Genomic DNA, 19,779 nt, shown 5'->3' with positions numbered 1-19,779 from the left:
CAACCACTCATGCAATCTTTGCATGAGTGGTTGTTTTGTTTTCTAAGCTTTTTATTGATTTTCTATTACTACAAAAACTTCCTTGCTTTCCACACCTGTATTTGATACGGCCTTAATGCCATATGTATAGCTATGCTTAGCAAGAGCTGACTTGTCCACAAATTTAGTGAGGCCATCCATATTATAAACAACATCCACTATATTTCGAGGGTCATCATAAGAGCCTTCTTTGTTTCCTGAAAAACGATAAATGACATACTTGCGTGGTTGTCTTTCATTTTCGTCTATAATCTCTATCTTGCGACCTGCCGCTTCCTTTGTCACTTGCACAAAAGTCGGCACGTTCGGCACTGTGTCATCATCCCAAGTTGTTTCTGGTGTCAGTGCTGTGTAATTATATAATTGTTGACTAACAATCGTTGCATAGCCTAGTTTATTGTTTTGAAAGCTTCTTAAGGAGAAATGCATTTGCCCCTCAGCCGCTACCTTTTCCGAACGATTCGCTAGTATTTGACTTGGTAGCTCCATTTTATTTTTCCATGCTGCATCACTATCATTACCAACTTTGTAATCAGCAAGCCCAATGTATAGATGCACAGGGTGTGTTGTTGCGTAGGTTTGCACTTCATGGCTCCACCAATCTAGCAGCGTTCCATATTTCGCAACAGATAATGTTCTTGACCAATAAATTTGTGGTGTAATGTAATCAATTGTGCCATTTTGAATCCATGTTCTGACGTCTGCATATAAATCATCGTAATTATTAACACCAGCCCTTGTATCGCTTCCTGTTTTATCTAGCGATTTATTGCGCCATACACCGAATGGTGAAATACCAAATTGAACATATGGCTTTGTGTCTTTAATGGCCGTATAAAGATTTTCTACAAGACGGTTGACATTATCTCGTCGCCAATCCTCCACCTTTTTAAAGGAAGCACCATAATTTTTAAAAGTTGCTTGATCTGGAAAAACTTCATTAGCAATTTTATATGGATAAAAATAATCATCCATATGCACTGCGTCAATATCATAATTGGCTACTATCTCTCTTACTACTTCAACTAAATAGTCTTGTACTTCTGGTAAACCAGGATTTAAATAATATTGCTTACCGTATTTGATAACCCAGTTTGGATGTGTTCTAGCCACATTATCAGCAGCAAGGTCTGTCAGTTTTTGTCCAGACATTGTTACACGATAAGGATTCATCCATGCATGCAGCTCCATACCCCGTTTATGACTTTCCTCTATCATGATCGCAAGAGGATCGTAGCCTGGATTCGTGCCTTGCTTTTTGCCTGTTATGTAAGATGACCATGGCGCTAGATCAGAGACATACATTGTATCATTTGTTGGTCTTACTTGATAAATAACCGTATTGAATTTATTGGCTTTTAGTTGATCCAAAGTTTGGCGTGTCCAAGCCGTGTACTGCTCCTTCGTCATACCTGCTTTCATATCAAGATTAAGAACGGTTGAAATCCAGACAGCCCTCATCTCCCTTTTTGGCTGTGTCGTGCTTGCCATGGCAGGCTTTGTAGGGATTGTCGATAGGCATAACACAAAAATCATTGCGACTAAAGTTAAGATCTTCCATTTACTATTTTTCTTTCTCATATTTCCTCCATTTGCCATTTTTCTATTTTAGTATATGACAAGTACTCGCTATATGCACGTCTCTGAAGCAACTTTATCGCGATCAATGCAAGTAGATAATAAGTTTCACGTCTAACAAACGTTCACGTTAGTTTCAAAATATGAATACTAACCCTAAAAAACTACTGTCAAGGCGATAAGATGAATAGTACTTTTCCTTTAGATTGATTTTACAATTTCCATATTTTTAAATTCAACCTAATTTTTGCTTAATTCATTCTTTACGCATAGATGAACTTTATGCTACAATCAACACAACTTATATAGAACGGAGGGTATTCCAAATGACAGCTTCAATTAGACTACGATTTCACCTTACTAATTAAATATGTGTACACTTTGCCTGCTGTGCAAGGGAAATGGAATTAGGTCTAGTCTGTTTTAGGAATACTGGAAAAGAGGGGACTTCTACTCCCCTCTTTTTTTGTGTTGTCTTTTACTTTCCACACAGGCACTTCTGTTAGAAAGGGATGACGAAATTGGAACATTGGAAACGGAATACAATACTTTTTTTAAGTAGTCAAACGATTTCACTTTTTGGCTCTGCTCTTGTGCAATATGCCATTACATGGTACATCACACTTACAACACAATCAGGCAGCATGATGACCATCTCGATCATTTGCGGCTTTTTACCAACCTTCTTTTTAGCACCTATTGCTGGTGTGTGGGCAGATCGCTATAACCGTAAATGGCTTATTATTTTAGCAGATGGAATGATTGCCTTATCTACCCTAATTTTAGCTATTTTATTTTTAATCGGCTATGATGAGCTCTGGCTACTATTTGTTATATCAGCCGTACGTGCAGTTGGTGCAGGTATTCAAACACCAGCAGTAGGCGCAATTTTGCCACAATTTGTGCCTGAAGAGCATTTAATGAAGGTCAATGGTGCAAATAGCAGTATTCAAGCTTTCATTATGATTCTTGCACCTATGGCAAGTGGTGCATTATTAACAATGGCTTCTATTGAATCCATTTTCTTTATTGATGTGACAACAGCGGCTATTGCCATCGCTATCTTCTTATTATTTCTGCATATCCCTGCACATGCAAAAGCTAATCAGCCACAAACAACAGGCTATTTTAGTGATATGAAACAAGGCTTCATCTATATTAAAGAGCATGCTTTCTTGAAACAATTATTCTTGTTCTTTGCCTTTTTCATGCTGCTTGCTGCACCTGCTGCCTTTTTAACGCCTTTACAAGTTACACGAACTTTTGGCAATGATGTATGGCGTTTGACTGCCATCGAAATGGCCTTTGCCATTGGGATGTTAATCGGTGGTATCGCAATCGCAACATGGGGTGGCTTTAAAAATAAAGTGCATACGATGACATTATCGGCTTTATTATTTGGTCTTTGTACAATGGCTCTCGGCGTCATTCCTATTTTTTGGCTGTATCTCGGAATCATGGCCATTACTGGCATAGCCATGCCAATCTTTAATACACCTGCAACGGTGTTATTACAAGAAAAAGTGGAAAGTGACTATATGGGAAGAGTATTTGGCATTCTTAGTATGATATCTACCTCTATGATGCCTTTAGGTATGCTAATTTTTGGGCCAATAGCTGATATTATTGCTATTGAGTGGCTACTCATCGGTACAGGATTATTACTCTTCATCCAAGGATTTTTCCTTCTGGGCAGTAAAGTCTTATTAAAAGCTGGTAAACCTACTGCTGAGCCTATGGATGTTGAAACGCTAGAAAAAAGTGAAGACTTCGTATAAGAGATGATTGCTGTTGATAAAAATAATTAAAACTTAGCTTTTATATTTTAGACGCTAAAAAGCCCTGCTTTATGCAGGGCTTTCAGACTGTAGACAAACTCAATGAATTTTGAGTTTGCCCACAGTCTTTTTTCTTTTACAATAAAATAAAGTAAAGCCGTTGATTTCCACTACGGGCGGACGCTTTCCGCGGGCGGGGTCGAGCTGCTTCCCTCGCTTCGCTCAGTCCAGGATCTCGACTTTCCCGCTTTTCCCGCAGGAGTCGCCACCCTTCGTTCCAATCAACTTCTACATAAAGAATTCCTTATTCATCTATTGATAAAAAGTACACTTTCGAGGTGATCAACCATGATGACGAAAAATCAAATCAATGAACGTGAACAATTAGAAATGTTAACGATTGATCAATTAGTTCCCCAAGATCATTTAGTACGAAAACTAGAGGCGGCTATTGATTTTTCATTTATCTATCCTTTAGTAGAAAACCTCTACTCTGCTAAAGGACGCCCTAGTATTGATCCTGTTGTTCTCTTTAAAATGACGTTTATTCAGTACGTTTTTGGTATACGGTCCATGCGTCAAACCATCAAAGAAATTGAAACGAATATGGCGTATCGTTGGTTTTTAGGATTTGGCTTCCATACAGAAGTTCCGCATTTCTCTACCTTTGGTAAAAATTATGTCCGTCGCTTTCAAGACACTGATCTATTTGAGCAGATATTCTATCGTATATTAAAAGAGATTATGCATCAAGGACTCCTCCATGCAGACCATTTATTTATCGATTCTACGCATGTGAAAGCGAGTGCGAATAAACGAAAGTATGATAAAAAAGTTGTGCGAAAAGAAACACGGGCTTATGAAGAGAAACTTCAATTAGAGTTAAATATTGATCGTGAGGAACACGGAAAAAAGCCCTTTTCCCCGGAGAAATTTGAAAAAGAAGAATGGAAAGAAATAAAGGAAAGCACGACAGATCCTGAAAGTGGCTATTACGTGAAGGATGAACGTACGAAACAGTTTGCGTATTCTTTTCATGCAGCGACAGATGAAAAGGGCTTTGTCTTGGGTGCCATTGTGACTCCGGGAAATGTGCACGATAGTCATGTATTACAGCCACTTGTGGAAAGAGTCATTAAAAACGTTCAAAAACCATTAGCTGTTGCGGCAGATGCAGCCTATAAAACACCCGCAATTACAAACTTTTTATTAGAGAATCAAATGTTGCCTGTTCTTCCTTATACACGTCCTAAAACGAAAGATGGTTTCTTCCGAAAGCATGAGTATATATATGATGAGCACTATAATTGTTATCTTTGTCCACAAGGACAGATATTGAAGTATACGACAACGACTAAAGAAGGGTATCGTCAATATAAATCGAATCCTTTGATTTGTGCGAAGTGTCCGAGCCTATCCCAATGTACAGAAAGTAAGCAACATCAAAAACTCATTCAACGTCATATTTGGGAATCATATGTAGAGGAAGCAGAACATTTACGTCATTCCAATGAAATCAAACAAATCTATGCAAAGCGCAAAGAAACGATTGAGCGTGTCTTTGCAGATGCAAAGGAAAAGCATGGTATGCGATGGACAACCTTAAGAGGTATAAAAAAATTGTCCATGCAGGCGATGCTTACTTTTGCTGCCATGAATTTAAAGAAACTGGCTACTTGGACGTGGCAAGTAGCTTAAGAGAGCAACTATGCTCGAAGCGTATGTTGGATTTGGCAATGTATGACCAAATATCAAGACGACATAGGAAGAAAAATGACAAAAGCCCTCGAGAGTGAACTTCGCGAGGGCTTTTGTCTACAGTCTGAAAGCCCTGCTTTATGCAGGGCTTTTTCGTCTCTATCCATTTCTATAGAATAATTCTTTTGTGCTTTACTTGCTTCAATACCGCGCTAAAAAATTATAAAGTTTACATGACTTACTTTTTCCTCTTTTGCCCGATTAACAACGTGATCTGTGCCATTGTGAACGGTAATGAAGATTTTTTCCGATACGCTACGTACTTTGGTACCCAAAAATCTGCATATTTTAATTTGAAGTTTTTTAATCCTTTAAAATGATAGAAATGCTGTCCATGTAGAAAGATTTGTGCAGCTATTTTTTCACTTAAAAAGGAATACCTAGACTGTCCGACATTGGATAAAGGCGACATCCCCATATTAAAGACACGATAGCCTTCTGATTTTGCCCATTCAAATAGTGATAAGAAAATGAAATCCATTGTTCCAGATGGTGAGCCTGGCTTAAAACGTATCAGATCTACTGAAATCCTTTCTCCTTGATCATACATAGGCATAATACTAGCAAAGCCGAACGTTCCTTGCGTGCCACGTAAAACAGCAATATTGGAAGTGCTTAAATAGTGTTCATCAAAAAAACCAAGCGAAAAACCTTTCTCCGCCCTTCCCTGCAACCATTTTGTTGATACCTCTTTCAATTCCTTCATGACTTCCTGAGAATACGGAGGACTCAGTATTTCCACTATATAATTTTCTCTTTCAAACTTATTTTTTATCGCTCGACTCCCCTTCATTTCTTTACCTGTGAATGTAAATTTCTCTAAATCTACAAAGGCTTCCTCACCAAGCTTAAAGAAACTATATCCATATTCGTGTAATGCAGAGAAAATTTTATTGTTAATCTCATAAAAGACAGGTGTATAACCATGCCTATCTGCCAATTCCAAAAATTCTTGGATAGCAGATAAAAAATCGGATTCATTTCCAACTGGATCTCCAAGAACGATAATCTTATCTGCATAAATTTGATAAGAGAATAAAACAGTTCCTTTTTCATTCCAATGTACAAATTTATCATGCAAAAAAATCAGATGTGAATACTCTGTTCCTTTATAGGTCGTCAAATGATTTTTAATGGCTTCCTCATGCTCATTGGATAAAAGTTTTACCATTTTCTTAGGTGTACGTATAAAATAACCTATATAAAAAATAACAATGGCGATAAGAATACCGATGATAGCACTATAAAAAAGGTCTTGATAATCGGTTATAATAAATTCCTGTAAGGCACTAGGAAAATGAATTTTGGCAGAAGGTAAATTGACATAACCAATTACCACATACATAGCTGTAATAACTGTTACTATAGCAAGGTCAAGTATGACAATTCCCCATGTCAAAACATAACTTTCTCGATAAAACTGCTTTTTGGAAACCATTAATAACACTGTGACTATTACCAAAAAAATAGCTTCTTCATAATCAAGGCCTTTAAAAATAGAAAATATCGCCGAACTACTTAGCACTACTATAGCGAGCTGATATGCCCTTTTTACTTTGTATTTTATCCCCCTACATAACCCTAGGAGGATAAAGCCTGCCGCTACCGTCATTTGGTGTGAGACATTCATGATTGGTGAGGATAAAAATTCCTGAGCAATTTTTAGACGACTTAGCACCCCTGGCATTGCTGCAGATAGTAATAAAATAATGCCAGAAATAAACACCAATATTGTTAATAGCATATGGCTTAGTTTCTGAAAAATAATATTTGGTAAGTCATCCCATGATTGATTCCACCGCATCCAATATTCTTTAATAAATAAGAGAGCGGAAACAAAAAATGGTAAAACAAAATAGCCAACACGGTACAGAATTAATAGAAACAACACTTTTTCATCAGCAATTCCTATACTTTGTGTTCCCCACAAAAAAACGAGATCAAAGGAACCAACTCCGCCAGGTATCATACTGACTATTCCTGCACTAGAAGCAATTAAAAATATAGGAATTAATGTGGATAATTCTATTGGAATCTTTAAAATAAGCGTTAAAGCCCAGATTACGAAAAATACAGCAAGCCACTCAGCTATTGAAGTAACCATCAATTGAAGTGATATTTTTGGTTTTAAAGAGCTTTCCTTTTTATATCGAATCATATACATCGCCCAAAAAGCTGGTACATATAGGCTGACAAGAACAACTGCAATCGATAACCATCGTTCTTCTTTTAGCAACGGGAAATCCCAAAAGAATATATACATAATCCACGTTAACAAAGAAATCCCTGTTAAATAGAACAGGGTGACCGAAGCAATATTTCTTATCATACCTTCCTTATCGTCTTTATATTTGGAATAAAAATAATCACGTAAGAATATACCAACTAACCCTCCAAAGCCAATAAGGTTTGAAAAAGTATTTACGATAAATGAATGATTGAGCAAATTACGTTTATTGATGTTGATACCTAATATATTTGCTAAAATAACATCATAAAAAATCATTGGTGTAATCGCGAAAAAGGTGATTAGGAAAATCAATAAAAGTTCCCATAGCTGAAGCTCGCTCACTTCTTCTTTTAGTAAATGAACATCTATTCCACTCACTGACTGTTGGATTTCATAAATAGCTACCACCAAAAGTAATATTGGAAATAGAATCTTTAAAAATTTCAATAATGTCTCTTTTCGGACGTTAAACATATGCCTAACCTACTTCCCATGAGCTAACTTAATACTTCTATTACCTAAATCAGTTTATTTTTTAGGTAACTGACTATTTCCATATTGTAATATATCTTTGCTATATGTATTGTCAAAGTAAAGTACTACTATTCATACTAATCAACAAACAATTTGAACAATTTTCCTCACCTTCCTACTCCTATCCCATCACCCCAAAAAGACATTTTCATTTCCCTTATATATTAGAGAAATAAAAATGTCCATATTCAATAAAAATAATCATTTTAAAGCATACCTTAATAAGGAGGCTCCTTTCTACTCCATGATATTCAAATTTACCTAATGCCTCTTATGTATCGGGATATGGAGCTTCTTGCATTCTCGTAAATAAAGCTTTTAGAACGCCTCCTAAACTTTACTATTTCGGCTAAAAATTTTAGGTAACTAATCATTAAATATAATAACGATGAATAGGACGTCCTACGTTTCCATATTGTATATCTACTTTTAATAGTTTCTGCTTTTCTAAAAAGTCTAGATAGCGTCTAGCTGTAACACGTGCTGTACCTATATATGCTGATACCTCCTCCGCTGATACTGCCTCGCCACTTTTTTTTATATATGCAAGTACCTTATCTAAGGTAGCTCGATTAAACCCTTTTGGGAGTTCTTCCATAAGAATGGCATCCATTCCTGTTGTTTCTACTATAATTTGTTCAGGAAGACGCTGTTGCATTAAATGATCGACATCATGCTGAGTTAAATCTTGCATGCCACTTATTTTCCTTCTATAGCTTTGATAATTTTTTAAAGTCTGCTCAATCCGCTCAAACGTAAAAGGCTTCATAATATAATCATAGACACCTAAGTGTAAAATTCGCTGCACTGTGGGCATATCATTCGCAGCTGTTACAGCAATAACATCAACATGAAGATGCTCTTCTCGGATTTTCCCTAACGTAATAATGCCATCCTGCTCTGGCATAAAAATGTCCATAAAGACAAGCTCTGGGGTTAATTGTTTAATTTTTTGAATTCCCTCAATTCCATTGCTAGCATAGCCAACTAATGAAAAACCTTTGATTTGTTCAATAAATTGTCTGTTCACTTCTCGTACCATTGGATCATCTTCAATCAATAAGACATTTATTACATCCATCTATACTTCTCCTAACTCAAATAAAATTAAGAAACTTGTTCCTTTCATAAATTCACTTGTTACTTCAATATCTCCATTGCCTTTTCTTACAATTTCATAGACTAAATGCAAGCCAATGCCTCGATTTTCACTAGCCTTGGACGAAAATCCATTTTCAAACATACGCTCCTGCACCTCTTTGGTCATGCCAATTCCATTATCGGTAACTGCAATCGCTAAGACGCCATCATGCTCGTCTACAGAGATGGCAACATATTTTTCTTCCTTCGAAAGGACATTTAAAGCCTCAAAAGCATTTTCAATTAAATTGCCAAACAACACAACAAAATCATGATGATCTAATAGAGGTGGAAAGCGTTTAAAATGACTTTTCCGATCAATTTCAACCTCAATGCCCAATTCTTTTCCATAGCTTACTTTACTTAATAACAAACCTGAAATATTTTCATTATGAAAGCGTTCATTTAAAAACTTCGTCAATGAGGCTTCATTTTCAGTAGTAACAGTAACATATTCAAGTGCTTGCTTTGTATGCCCCAATTGCAGTAGTCCCGCAATCGTATGAATCTTATTTTTATGCTCATGGGTTTGTACACGTAATGCTTGAACAAAGGCCTTTACACCTGTTACTTCCTCCGCAAGCTTTTTCACAGCTGTTAAATCCTTAAACATAGCAACTGCACCAACTAGCTCTCCATTCACAATAATAGGTACACGATTACTTAAGATACTATGATGATTAATGTAAAGCTCTTGATCATAAACAGGTGTTGCTGTTTCAACAATTTCAGGCAGACGGGTATCAGGCAAAACGTCATAAATCTTTTGTCCAATACAGTCCTCTATTTTCCTAGTAACCCCTAAAATTTCGGCCGCTTTTTCATTAAAAATGGTGATATTCATTTCCTTATCGACCGCTATTATTCCCTCATGCATGGCATTAAAGGTCTCTGTTCTTTCCACATACATTTTTGCAATTTCATGAGGTTCAAGCCCAAACATTTGTTTTTTTATATGTCGTCCAAGTGTATAGGCACCGAAAATACTGAAAATCAGCGATATAATAATAGTTATCATAATTTCTCGCTCATAACTTTGTAACATTTCCATAAAATCTGGTAAGGAATAGCCAACGACTACAATGCCCACTTGTTCCCTTTTATCATTAATAATTGGCACGAAAGCCCTTATCATAACACCTGATTCTCCACGTGCCTTTGATACATAATAATGTTCACTAAATGCGGCGTTTAAATCCTGCGACTCACTGCGTTTTCCTATTTCTTTACTTACTGGGTGTGATAGTTTAATACGTTCCATATTCATTACAACAATATACTCGGCCTTATGAATCACTCTAATGCCATCTACAATTTTATTAATACTTTTTGCAGATTCTTTTATATTGTCATTTTCCAAATGTACACTAAGCTCTGGTACATTTGATACAGTTCTTGCCACAAGCATTGCCCGCTGTCCAAAATCTCTTTCCTGTTCAGATAATAGGTTACCGAGTAAGAAAATACCACCTAGTAAAAAGGAGAGTGCAATGATTAAAAATGTCACTAACAGTATTTTGCCGTTCACAGGCATTTTCAACATTAAAAAATTCCTTCCTTTCAAATTTGCATTCTCATAATCACTGGCACACATATTTAGTTTTAAGATTATCTGCAAAAAAATCTTTTGACAACACCTTTAGTCTATATAAGTAGCAGAAAATATTGAATTTAATGAACAATATTATAAATTGATAATTTAAAAAGAACTTAATTATCACTCTATGTTTTTGTATTATAACAATCATTAATGAACTATAGCGTACCATAACAGGGATAGTTATTGATATTACTATATTTATATGTAATTGTAAGTAAATGTACTTAATGAACGATATGTTTCTTATTTTCTAAATCTCTTTTTTAAAGAAATATTCGCTATGATACTTTTAGTGAAAGCGATATCAAAGAGAAAATTTAGAAAAGAGGTAGCAAAAAATGAAGTTACTGAAAAATTTGACTGTTCAGGTTATAGTGGCTATCATTCTTGGGATCATTGTTGGAGCCATTTTTCCCGAGTTCGGTGCCAGCTTGAAAATCTTAGCAGACCTATTCATCAAATTAATTAAAATGTTAATTGCCCCTATAATTTTCCTAACAGTCGTTATTGGAATCGGCAGTATGGGAGATATGAAAAAGGTCGGGAAAATCGGAGGAAAGGCATTGCTTTACTTCGAAATAGTTTCCACAATTGCATTAGCAATCGGAATTGCTGTTGCTTTAATCGTAAGTCCTGGTACAGGCTTGGATACATCAGGTGCATCTGATGCTGATATTTCAAAATATACAACTGCTGCAGCTGAATCTGAGCAGGGCTTGGGTGCCTTCATTTCTAGTATTATTCCAGAAAATGTAGTTGGTGCATTGGCAACAGGTCAGTTATTACCAGTCCTATTCTCTGCTGTTTTATTTGGCTTAGCAGCTGCTTCAATAGGCGCACCCGCAAAACCAGTCATCACATTCTTTGAGCAAGTAGCAGAGATATTCTTCAAGATTGTAAGTATGGTTATGAAAATATCACCAATCGGAGCTTTTGGTGCAATGGCCTATACAATTGGGAATTTTGGTTTAAAATCTTTAGGTAATCTAGGTTTATTAATGGCTGCCGTATATATAACAATGTTTTTATTTGTTGTCTTTATTTTAGGTGCCATTGCAAAGTTCTTTGAATTCAACATCTTTAAATTTATCGCTTATATCAAAGATGAGATTTTCTTAGTAATTGGGACTTCCTCTTCTGAATCAGCTCTGCCATCTATGATGCGAAAGCTTGAGAACTATGGTTGCTCGAAGCAGGTTGTAGGTTTAGTCATTCCTACTGGGTACTCCTTCAATCTAGATGGGACTTCCATCTACCTGTCCATGGCTGCATTGTTTATCGCACAAGCATATGGAATGGAGCTAACTTGGATTCAAATCATTACACTGCTCGGAATTTTAATGATTACTTCTAAAGGTGCAGCAGGTGTAACAGGCTCAGGTTTTATTACATTAGCAGCAACTTTGGCTGCCTTCCCAATGATACCAGTGGAAGGAATAGCGCTGTTAATCGGTGTAGATCGCTTTATGTCTGAGGCTCGTGCTGTAACTAATTTAATTGGTAATGGTGTAGCTTGTGTTGTCGTGTCAAAATCTGAAAAAGAGTTTGATATAGCTATGGAAGAACGTGCACTGCAAGGAAAGACCACTATTTCCTCCTAAGAAAAATGGTAGGAATGATAGCCATCTCTGTTTCACTACACTCTTTATCATTCAAGTAAAAGCTATGTACTTATGGTTTGGCGCTAACAACAAACAATTAGCTTACACTATCACTCAAAATAAAATGTTTACACTCTAGTAAAAAAGTGAAAGTTAATAGTAAGAGGTGATAGTGAATGAATGATAAAAAACAGGCGAAAACACGTAATACGAATAACCCTGATGTATTGGATACAGATAAAGAAAGCATTTTTGATAAACACGAGGACATGAAAACAGTAGATCCAATACCTGTCGAAGAATTGAATGAAAAAGTAAAAGATGAAAAACATAAAACCAAAACTAAGGATTCCTCAGCAACAGATAAGCGCTATCCATAATGTGAAGGTGAAATTTTTAATTATCGTGCTACAAAAATGAATAAATAAAAAAGTCGACCTAATTCATTATTATAGGTCGATTTTTTTATATACTATTTGTTAAAGGGGGTAAATCATGAGTAACATACCAATTATGAAAACGGAAAGGTTACTATTAAGACCTATTACACATAAGGATTTAGAAGCAATGTTTCACTACTCTTCCAGTGAAAATGTGGCGCGTTATGTGACATGGCAAGCACACACTAGCTTAGAGGACACAAAGGCTTTTATGGCATTAATATTTGACGGTTATCAGCAAGGCAATCTGATGTTATGGGGTATTGAATATGCAGGCACAATTATTGGAACGATTGATTTTGTCACGATTAATGATACCCATAAATACGCGGAAATTGGCTATGTGCTTTCTGAGGATTTTTGGAATAAGGGGTTTACAACAGAAGCAACGAAAAAACTCATTGACTTCGGTTTTAATGAATTAGATTTAGTACGTATCCAAGCACGATGTTTTGAAGAAAATATTGGATCCCAAAAGGTTATGGAGAAGTCAGGTATGCAGTTTGAAGGGCTATTACGAAAAAGTATGTTTGTTAAGGGCCAATACCAAAATGTAAAAATGTACGCTATAACTGATGAAGATTATAGAAACCTCTAGAAAATAAAGCCTTGCTAAGGTTTGCAAGGCTTTATCATTACAACCATCTTTCTATACAGTATATCTTTTTAGCTGTGGCATCTATCCTTACTCGTTTGCCTATCGCAATTGGATGCATAGGATGTGTATGACAAATATCCACCTCTGCTAATATAGGAATCTTTATTCCATCCAATTGTTCAAGTAGAATATCATATGGCTGTCGACCCGTTCCTAAATCATCATAGCATTCATGTTTCCCCAAAATAATCCCACTAACTTTGTCAAAGACACCATGCAATTTTAGCATTGCAAAATTCTTTTCAACAACAGCAGCATTTTTTAAGCAGTCCTCCACTAATAAAATATCACCTTCCACAATTTTAGGGAAATACGGCGTACCAATAAATCCATACATGGCATTGGCATTCCCACCAATTAACCTTCCTTCAGCAACCCCACCCTGAATCGCTAACCATTCATTCTTTTGGAGTTTTTTATCCACTGTCTTCTCAAGCCAATTAACAGGTTCATCCGACCAATAAGAAGGGATTGGAATTTCGTAAGGTAATGCTTGGGGTTTAAAGAAATAATGCTCAAAAAATTTGAAGGTATCATTTACTAATGGTTCAAACTCACCAAAGGAAGGTACGAGGGCTGGACCATAAAAAGTTGAAATACCTGTCTTTGCATAAAGTGCCAGTAGAACGGCCGTTGCATCCGAATAACCTACGACCATTTTGGGATGTTGATGAAAAGCCTCATAATCAATATAAGGTAGCATGCTATTGGCATTGGTGCCTCCTATTGTAGACATAATCATATCCACATTTGGATTGCGTAATAACTCATTCAATTCTTCTGCTCTTTCTTTTGGCGAACCTGAACGATAATAATCGGATTTACCAGTTAGAGAACCTGTCTCGATTCGAAAATTTTTATTCTCGAGAAATGCTTTAGCACGTTCATATCGTTCCAAAGCCGTCACCGTTGCTGGGGAGGACGGTGAATAAATGCCGATGTTTACTTTTGAAGTCATACGTTAGTTCCTTTCCCAATCAATAGTTTTGACATATAGTATTCATTAATATATTGTCCATCTACATACAACGAAGCCCGCTTCGTTCCCTCGATATCAAAGCCCATTTTCTTATACAAAGCAACACCAGCCTCATTATTTTCCATGACGGTTAATTCTAGACGATGTACACCATTCTCCATTGCCCAATTTTCTACGTGTTGAAATAAAGCCGTTCCAATTTTTCTTCCTCTATAGTCACTATGTATGCCTATGACAAGATAAGCACGGTGAGCAATTCTTTTCGGCTCATTGCCTTGTACAATTAAGTACGCCACAACCTGCTCATCCATTTCAGCTACGAACAAAGCTGAGTGGTGACTATGATATAGCTTGTCTATATACTCCCCAAATGGCTTAGGTGCAAAATTGCGCTCACCTGGTCCAAATAACATAAAATTTGATGCCTCTGCATTTGTCATAACAGTTATAATTCGTTCACTGTCATGTCGGGTTGCTTCTCGTATGATCATGTTGGACACGTTCTCCTTCTAAAATATAGTCACCTGAATCCTCAATTCTTTTGTATTTATATGGACATTGCCACCGATAGGGAATGTAAAAATCGGCTGAGTATGACCAAAATCCACATCATATAATACAGGGATAGCTTTTAATAGTGGATGCTTGTCTAAAATAAAATGTAATTGTTCTTCTGTCATCGCAGAAGCTCGTTGAAATCGACCTATTGCCAATCCTTTAATTGTAGTCGTTGCTTGCAATAATGACGTGAGATCACGTGCAAAAATGGCAGGATTCACAAGCTCATCATCCTCTAAAAATAAAATACAATTCGATAAATCAGGCATGTAAGCTGTTCCTTGCAATAAATTTAACGTACATAAATTACCACCATAAAGCTGTCCACTCACTGCGCCTTCCGAATAGACCTTCCAGCTGGCTGCCTCAAAATGACGATTTTCCTGATCAATATACCATGCATCATCACTCCAAATGCTAGACGCAACTAGAGAAAATGGATTCTTCTCCATTAAACATTTTTGAAAATAGGAAAGCTGATATTCTTGTGCTTGCACCATACGAAAGCTAGAAAAATGTGGCCCTGAATAAGTGATAAAATCGCATTTTGTAGTAATAGCTGTAGCTAAGGCCGTGATATCACTAAACCCACAAAGTATCTTCGGATTTTCAGCAATCATTTGATAATCTAAATAAGGTAAAACTTCATTACAGTTGTATCCCCCAATCACCGTGAGTATCGCCTTCACTTGTGGATCTCGAAAAGCTTCATGTATATCCTCAACACGGTGCATGATGGAGGAAGAGTGCTGCAAATCACATTCAAAAATGTGGGCACCAAATGATACGCGAAACCCTAATCTTTCCAATATGATCTTCGTTTGTTCAACCATCTCTACTTTTAAAACTTGGGCACTTCTACTTGGAGCAATAACACGAATCTCATCACCCAGTGTTAGTTTTGCTGGAATTCTCATACTTTCTTCATCCCTTCTAATAGCTTTGAATTTTAGCTACTAACTTTTCATTCCTAAAATGGAGTGTCTCAGTATCTATGAGTGCGTATTCTTGTAATGTGGGATGATTTTTTATCCAGCGATCAAATGCCCTCCTTCTCTCTTGATCATTATAATGGGGACAATAGGTACCTGATAATAGCCCTAAGCCATTCCATTCCTCAAAATCATCATATGTATTTTCACTATAGCATTTTTCAAACCAGCACATTGCCCCAGCACTGATGCCAGCTAATATAATCCCTTTTTGATAAGCTTCCTTTAACAATTCATCAAAACCATATTCTCGCCACTTTTCAAGAAGATAGCCTGTATTCCCACCACCCACATAGATAATATGCTGCGCTAATAATTTTTCTCCAATGCTTCTATCACGCATATCTTTTTGCAAGATATGGGTTGCATCACAATGATGGAATGCTGCATAAAACTTCTCGATATACCCTTGTGCATCATTACTTGCTGTGGGAATAAAACAAATTTTAACTCGTTCATTTTTCTGAGTTTGTCGTAAAATGTACTCATCGATAAATGAAGGGTTCTGCTGAGAAAACCCACCACCTGATAGGGCAATGATTTGTCTTATCGGTTCATTATTTTTACTTAATTCATAGACAGCTTGTTCCTGCCCAAATCTTTCTAACACCTGTACATTCTTCATTCCTAATTTTTCGAGCAAGCGACATGATGCCTTGTTCGCTGTTTGTGTTTCCGCCACAATAGATTCTATATTCAGATAATTTAAACCATCCTGAATTACCTGCGTTAGCACTTCAAAAGCTAACCCCCTCCCCCAAAACTGAGGTAAAAATTGATAGGAAAGCTCATATAACTCCTTATCATGGTATTCATCGATCGAGACAAGACCTATAAATTCACCTGTCTCCTTTAAGGTGATATATAAATATGTATTAGGGAATGGCGCTTCTAGCATGCCTTTAAAAGATGCTTCTATATAGCTGTTTGATGGAACACCACCGAGATAAGTTCGAACTTGTTTATTAGAGTAGAGTTTTTGTATATCTGTAAAATGCTCTGGTTGTAATTGTTCGATTACACAATTAGTTGACATGATTTTCATAACAACTAGCCCCCTTCTTTATGTCAAAGTTTAATCTAACTCTCACGATGAAATCAAATCTTTTTTCCAATTTTTTCTTAAAAATAGTATAAAAAAGTAGTGACCAGCTTGAATTGCTGTATCACTACCCGCATTATTGCCCGTATTGTTCAAGTAATCGTTGCGTGTTGGTCGATTGTTCGAGTACCTTTTTCTCTTTTGCCCAATAAACCAAATATTGTGCATCATCCACACGAAAAACCATTTGCTGTAACTCTTCATCAAGTTCAGAACTAATAGCCACTTTTAATATTTCTACCTCATAAAGAGGCTTACCCTTCATTTTATAAACGATATGATATACAGGCTTTTCTTCAAAAATAGTTCTTTCCTTTTTGGAAAGCTTCCTTACATGACTTAAAGGATATTTCTCAATAAAGTCTTGTGCTTCATCGCCTGTAGCACGAAATAGTGATTGATCTCCTTGGAATAATTCAATGTGGTCAATTTCTGTGGCATGATCTAGAACAAGAGAAATTGCTTCATCTTCACTTTTTTCTCTGTTTTGCATAATAAAAGCACCGACTAATAAAATACCAGCGAATATAACAAGTCTCCATCTGCGTTTCGTCATTTGCCCTTACCCGTTCAAGGCCTTTTTAACAAAGCGATTTATATCAACATCAGCGCCTATAACAAGCATAATATCTCCTAATAAAATCTTGTCACTAGCCTGTGGAGATACGATAATATCAGCCCCACGTTTAATTCCTACAATGTTGATGCCATATTTAGCGCGAATATCTAAATCCATAATGGAATAGCCAGCAATCGCATCATTAGCCTTTAATTCCATAATGGAGTGTTCATCTGATAGCTCTAAATAATCTAGAACAGTATTCGACAACATATTATTAGCAATACGAATACCCATATCTCGCTCTGGATGGACGACAAAATCTGCGCCAATTTTACGTAAAACCTTTTCATGGTAATCGTTTTGAGCTTTTACTGTAATTTGCTCAACACCAATTTCCTTCAAAATGATTGTTGTTAATATACTTGCTTGTATATCTTCCCCAATTGCTACAATCACGTGCTCAAAATTACGAATACCTAATGAATTCAACACCGATTCATCGGTTGAATCTGCAATAACAGCTTGTGTCGCAATGGAAGCAAACTCATCTACACGCTCTGAAGAATGATCAATTGCCATTACCTGTGCGCCCTGACTCATTAATTCACGAACAATACTACCTCCAAAACGTCCAAGCCCTATGACTGCAAACTCTTTTTTCATCATAAAAATCCCTCCGAAAACTACTATACCACCATTGTAGCCTATTCTCTGCGATATGTATTGTCAAAACAAGAGCCAATTCGTCAATGGTGGACAACAAAAAAGACGAGGATCTCAATCCCCGTCTTCAACATATCGTTATTATTCAGCGTTACGCATCTCATCTAAAACGCGATTTACACGCTTTTCTAGCATTTTCATACCACTACCACCAGCTTGCATATGACGCAGCTGTCCATCTTTATCGAACACAAAATATGCTGGAACATATTGGTTTTCAAAAGCATCTGTTAGCTTCATTTCACTGTCTACAAAGATTGGTTGTACAATATCATGCTCTGCTGCTACTGCTTTAATTGTATCTAAATCAGTATCTGCCTCAGAACGTGGCATATGTACTGCTACAACGTTTAATTCATCTTTATATTGATCGCGGAAATTGTTCACATCTGGCATTGCTTCTTTACATAAATGACAGCTTACTGACCAGAAGTGGATTAATGTTGGTTTTTTGCCTACTAATTCTGCTTTAGTTACTTCACCATTTAACCAAGTCGTTGCGCCAACTAATTCAGGCATTTGTTCACGAAGTTTCATAAAAATCCTCCTCTAAAAGATCGTTTGTCTTCAAATATTTAGATAACGGGGTAAAAAAACTCTTTCCCAAAACAAAAATTCAGTTAAAAGTCCCCACAAGCTTGTCGTGGGGACTTTTAATTTTTCGCATAATCCTCTATTTAAATTATAGAGTTGCTTGGCCTGGACGCCAGTTAGCTGGGCAAAGACCACCAGTTTGTAGTGCTTGAAGTACACGTAGTGTTTCATCAACATCACGGCCGATGTTGTTATCAAATACTGTTTGGTATTTTAATTCGCCTTCTGGGTTGATGATGAATAAACCACGTAATGCGATACCTTCTTCTTCAATTAATACACCATATTCTTTAGATACTTGATGGTTTGTATCAGCAGCTAATGGGTATTTTAATTCACCAAGACCATTTTGCGTACGGTCTGTGTTAATCCATGCTAAGTGTGTATGGATTGTGTCAGTAGAAACACCGATTACTTCTGCATCTAAGTCTTCGAACTCGTCATAACGATCGCTCATTGCAGTGATTTCAGTTGGACATACAAATGTAAAGTCCATTGGATAGAAGAAAAGAACTGTCCATTTATCTTGTGCTTTAATATCTTCTAATGATACTTTACCAAATGATTTGTCTGAAAGTACTGCTTCCATTGTAAAGTCAGGTGCTTGTTTACCTACCATGCGTTCTGCCATAATAAATCCCTCCGAATAAATATGTAGTTTATATATTCCATTCGCACTAGCGAACTCGTCTTCTACGATAGCAGAGTAACCGCAGTTTTTCAAACAAGTAAACTCCGCCCGTTTGGATGATTGAAATGGATTGACAAAAATTCGTCAAATCCATAACTGGAATTATTGCTACTGTCTATCTACAAGCTATCTTTGACAATAATATTCTACACTATTCAAAATTTTTCTCATTTTCATTTATACCCCTTTTCACAACTTTTTATAGCTATTTTTTTCACGAAA

At 36.5% G+C, this 19,779-nt stretch carries 17 protein-coding genes; 5 read left to right on the top strand and 12 right to left on the bottom strand.

Features of this window, described 5'->3' with window-relative positions:
• Positions 1 to 51: 51 nt before the first annotated feature.
• Positions 52 to 1,620 (bottom strand): glycoside hydrolase family 10-like protein, encoded by a 1,569-nt coding sequence (locus tag LCP48_RS04510; protein WP_004224707.1) that lies wholly within the window; start codon positions 1,618 to 1,620, stop codon positions 52 to 54.
• Between the two features lie 509 nt (positions 1,621 to 2,129).
• On the opposite strand from LCP48_RS04510, the gene LCP48_RS04505 reads away from it, so the two are divergent.
• Together LCP48_RS04505 and LCP48_RS04500 are read left to right on the top strand one after the other, a co-directional pair.
• Positions 2,130 to 3,395 carry an MFS transporter gene (locus LCP48_RS04505; RefSeq protein WP_036219122.1) on the top strand — a complete coding sequence of 422 codons (1,266 nt, stop codon included), beginning with the start codon at positions 2,130 to 2,132 and terminating at the stop codon, positions 3,393 to 3,395.
• A 348-nt stretch (positions 3,396 to 3,743) separates the two neighbouring features.
• The gene (locus LCP48_RS04500) at positions 3,744 to 5,093 is read left to right on the top strand and encodes an IS1182 family transposase (protein ID WP_225340732.1); all 1,350 of its coding nucleotides are present in this window, start codon (positions 3,744 to 3,746) and stop codon (positions 5,091 to 5,093) included.
• A 238-nt stretch (positions 5,094 to 5,331) separates the two neighbouring features.
• Here LCP48_RS04500 and mprF read toward each other — a convergent pair whose 3' ends face one another.
• The 3 genes from mprF to LCP48_RS04485 form a co-directional block, all read right to left on the bottom strand.
• On the bottom strand, positions 5,332 to 7,857 hold the full coding sequence (gene mprF / locus LCP48_RS04495; RefSeq protein ID WP_004224703.1) for a bifunctional lysylphosphatidylglycerol flippase/synthetase MprF: 2,526 nt from the start codon (positions 7,855 to 7,857) through the stop codon (positions 5,332 to 5,334).
• 433 nt (positions 7,858 to 8,290) lie between these two features.
• On the bottom strand, positions 8,291 to 8,998 hold the full coding sequence (locus LCP48_RS04490; protein ID WP_004224701.1) for a response regulator: 708 nt from the start codon (positions 8,996 to 8,998) through the stop codon (positions 8,291 to 8,293).
• Positions 8,999 to 10,600: an ATP-binding protein gene (locus tag LCP48_RS04485; protein WP_225340745.1), complete on the bottom strand. Its 1,602-nt coding sequence runs from the start codon at positions 10,598 to 10,600 to the stop codon at positions 8,999 to 9,001. It lies immediately after the preceding gene.
• Positions 10,601 to 10,995: 395 nt separating this feature from the next.
• On the opposite strand from LCP48_RS04485, the gene LCP48_RS04480 reads away from it, so the two are divergent.
• The 3 genes from LCP48_RS04480 (at position 10,996) to LCP48_RS04470 (ending at position 13,296) form a co-directional block, all read left to right on the top strand.
• Positions 10,996 to 12,258 (top strand): dicarboxylate/amino acid:cation symporter, encoded by a 1,263-nt coding sequence (locus tag LCP48_RS04480; RefSeq protein ID WP_004224698.1) that lies wholly within the window; start codon positions 10,996 to 10,998, stop codon positions 12,256 to 12,258.
• A 176-nt stretch (positions 12,259 to 12,434) separates the two neighbouring features.
• A complete protein-coding gene (locus LCP48_RS04475) occupies positions 12,435 to 12,638 on the top strand; it encodes a hypothetical protein (RefSeq protein WP_221679630.1) in 204 nt (67 codons plus the stop codon).
• Between the two features lie 115 nt (positions 12,639 to 12,753).
• Positions 12,754 to 13,296, top strand: a complete 543-nt coding sequence (locus LCP48_RS04470) for a GNAT family N-acetyltransferase (RefSeq protein ID WP_004224690.1) — start codon at positions 12,754 to 12,756, stop codon at positions 13,294 to 13,296.
• Positions 13,297 to 13,333: 37 nt separating this feature from the next.
• On the opposite strand, the gene LCP48_RS04465 is transcribed toward LCP48_RS04470, so the two are convergent.
• The 8 genes from LCP48_RS04465 to LCP48_RS04430 form a co-directional block, all read right to left on the bottom strand.
• On the bottom strand, positions 13,334 to 14,314 hold the full coding sequence (locus LCP48_RS04465) for a S66 family peptidase (protein ID WP_225340744.1): 981 nt from the start codon (positions 14,312 to 14,314) through the stop codon (positions 13,334 to 13,336).
• Positions 14,311 to 14,826: a GNAT family N-acetyltransferase gene (locus tag LCP48_RS04460; protein WP_225340743.1), complete on the bottom strand. Its 516-nt coding sequence runs from the start codon at positions 14,824 to 14,826 to the stop codon at positions 14,311 to 14,313. The genes LCP48_RS04465 and LCP48_RS04460 overlap by 4 nt, the downstream gene beginning before the upstream one ends.
• Positions 14,827 to 14,844: 18 nt before the next feature.
• A complete protein-coding gene (locus tag LCP48_RS04455) occupies positions 14,845 to 15,810 on the bottom strand; it encodes a S66 family peptidase (protein ID WP_009371219.1) in 966 nt (321 codons plus the stop codon).
• Between the two features lie 16 nt (positions 15,811 to 15,826).
• The gene (locus LCP48_RS04450; protein WP_225340742.1) at positions 15,827 to 16,930 is read right to left on the bottom strand and encodes a GNAT family N-acetyltransferase; all 1,104 of its coding nucleotides are present in this window, start codon (positions 16,928 to 16,930) and stop codon (positions 15,827 to 15,829) included.
• Positions 16,931 to 17,063: 133 nt separating this feature from the next.
• Positions 17,064 to 17,543 carry a hypothetical protein gene (locus LCP48_RS04445; RefSeq protein WP_202342400.1) on the bottom strand — a complete coding sequence of 160 codons (480 nt, stop codon included), beginning with the start codon at positions 17,541 to 17,543 and terminating at the stop codon, positions 17,064 to 17,066.
• A 6-nt stretch (positions 17,544 to 17,549) separates the two neighbouring features.
• On the bottom strand, positions 17,550 to 18,212 hold the full coding sequence (locus LCP48_RS04440) for a potassium channel family protein (protein ID WP_004224679.1): 663 nt from the start codon (positions 18,210 to 18,212) through the stop codon (positions 17,550 to 17,552).
• Positions 18,213 to 18,353: 141 nt separating this feature from the next.
• The gene (locus LCP48_RS04435) at positions 18,354 to 18,809 is read right to left on the bottom strand and encodes a TlpA family protein disulfide reductase (RefSeq protein ID WP_004224678.1); all 456 of its coding nucleotides are present in this window, start codon (positions 18,807 to 18,809) and stop codon (positions 18,354 to 18,356) included.
• A 145-nt stretch (positions 18,810 to 18,954) separates the two neighbouring features.
• A complete protein-coding gene (locus tag LCP48_RS04430) occupies positions 18,955 to 19,497 on the bottom strand; it encodes a peroxiredoxin (protein WP_004224676.1) in 543 nt (180 codons plus the stop codon).
• Between the last annotated feature and the right edge of the window lie 282 nt (positions 19,498 to 19,779).

Origin of the sequence: Lysinibacillus capsici (assembly GCF_020217405.1) — a bacterium.
Lineage (GTDB): Bacteria > Bacillota > Bacilli > Bacillales_A > Planococcaceae > Lysinibacillus > Lysinibacillus capsici.
Note: the sequence above shows the minus strand (reverse complement) of the source record. Positions and strands in the feature narration are given on the sequence as shown.

Excerpts from the sequence above, each read along its gene's own strand:
- LCP48_RS04510 (WP_004224707.1), bottom strand. The coding sequence starts at position 1,620 with ATGAGAAAGAAAAATAGTAAATGGAAGATCTTAACTTTAGTCGCAATG.
- LCP48_RS04505 (WP_036219122.1), top strand. The coding sequence starts at position 2,130 with ATGACGAAATTGGAACATTGGAAACGGAATACAATACTTTTTTTAAGT.
- LCP48_RS04500 (WP_225340732.1), top strand. The coding sequence starts at position 3,744 with ATGATGACGAAAAATCAAATCAATGAACGTGAACAATTAGAAATGTTA.
- mprF (WP_004224703.1), bottom strand. The coding sequence starts at position 7,857 with ATGTTTAACGTCCGAAAAGAGACATTATTGAAATTTTTAAAGATTCTA.
- LCP48_RS04490 (WP_004224701.1), bottom strand. The coding sequence starts at position 8,998 with ATGGATGTAATAAATGTCTTATTGATTGAAGATGATCCAATGGTACGA.
- LCP48_RS04485 (WP_225340745.1), bottom strand. The coding sequence starts at position 10,600 with ATGTTGAAAATGCCTGTGAACGGCAAAATACTGTTAGTGACATTTTTA.
- LCP48_RS04480 (WP_004224698.1), top strand. The coding sequence starts at position 10,996 with ATGAAGTTACTGAAAAATTTGACTGTTCAGGTTATAGTGGCTATCATT.
- LCP48_RS04475 (WP_221679630.1), top strand. The coding sequence starts at position 12,435 with ATGAATGATAAAAAACAGGCGAAAACACGTAATACGAATAACCCTGAT.
- LCP48_RS04470 (WP_004224690.1), top strand. The coding sequence starts at position 12,754 with ATGAGTAACATACCAATTATGAAAACGGAAAGGTTACTATTAAGACCT.
- LCP48_RS04465 (WP_225340744.1), bottom strand. The coding sequence starts at position 14,314 with ATGACTTCAAAAGTAAACATCGGCATTTATTCACCGTCCTCCCCAGCA.
- LCP48_RS04460 (WP_225340743.1), bottom strand. The coding sequence starts at position 14,826 with ATGATCATACGAGAAGCAACCCGACATGACAGTGAACGAATTATAACT.
- LCP48_RS04455 (WP_009371219.1), bottom strand. The coding sequence starts at position 15,810 with ATGAGAATTCCAGCAAAACTAACACTGGGTGATGAGATTCGTGTTATT.
- LCP48_RS04450 (WP_225340742.1), bottom strand. The coding sequence starts at position 16,930 with ATGAAAATCATGTCAACTAATTGTGTAATCGAACAATTACAACCAGAG.
- LCP48_RS04445 (WP_202342400.1), bottom strand. The coding sequence starts at position 17,543 with ATGACGAAACGCAGATGGAGACTTGTTATATTCGCTGGTATTTTATTA.
- LCP48_RS04440 (WP_004224679.1), bottom strand. The coding sequence starts at position 18,212 with ATGAAAAAAGAGTTTGCAGTCATAGGGCTTGGACGTTTTGGAGGTAGT.
- LCP48_RS04435 (WP_004224678.1), bottom strand. The coding sequence starts at position 18,809 with ATGAAACTTCGTGAACAAATGCCTGAATTAGTTGGCGCAACGACTTGG.
- LCP48_RS04430 (WP_004224676.1), bottom strand. The coding sequence starts at position 19,497 with ATGGCAGAACGCATGGTAGGTAAACAAGCACCTGACTTTACAATGGAA.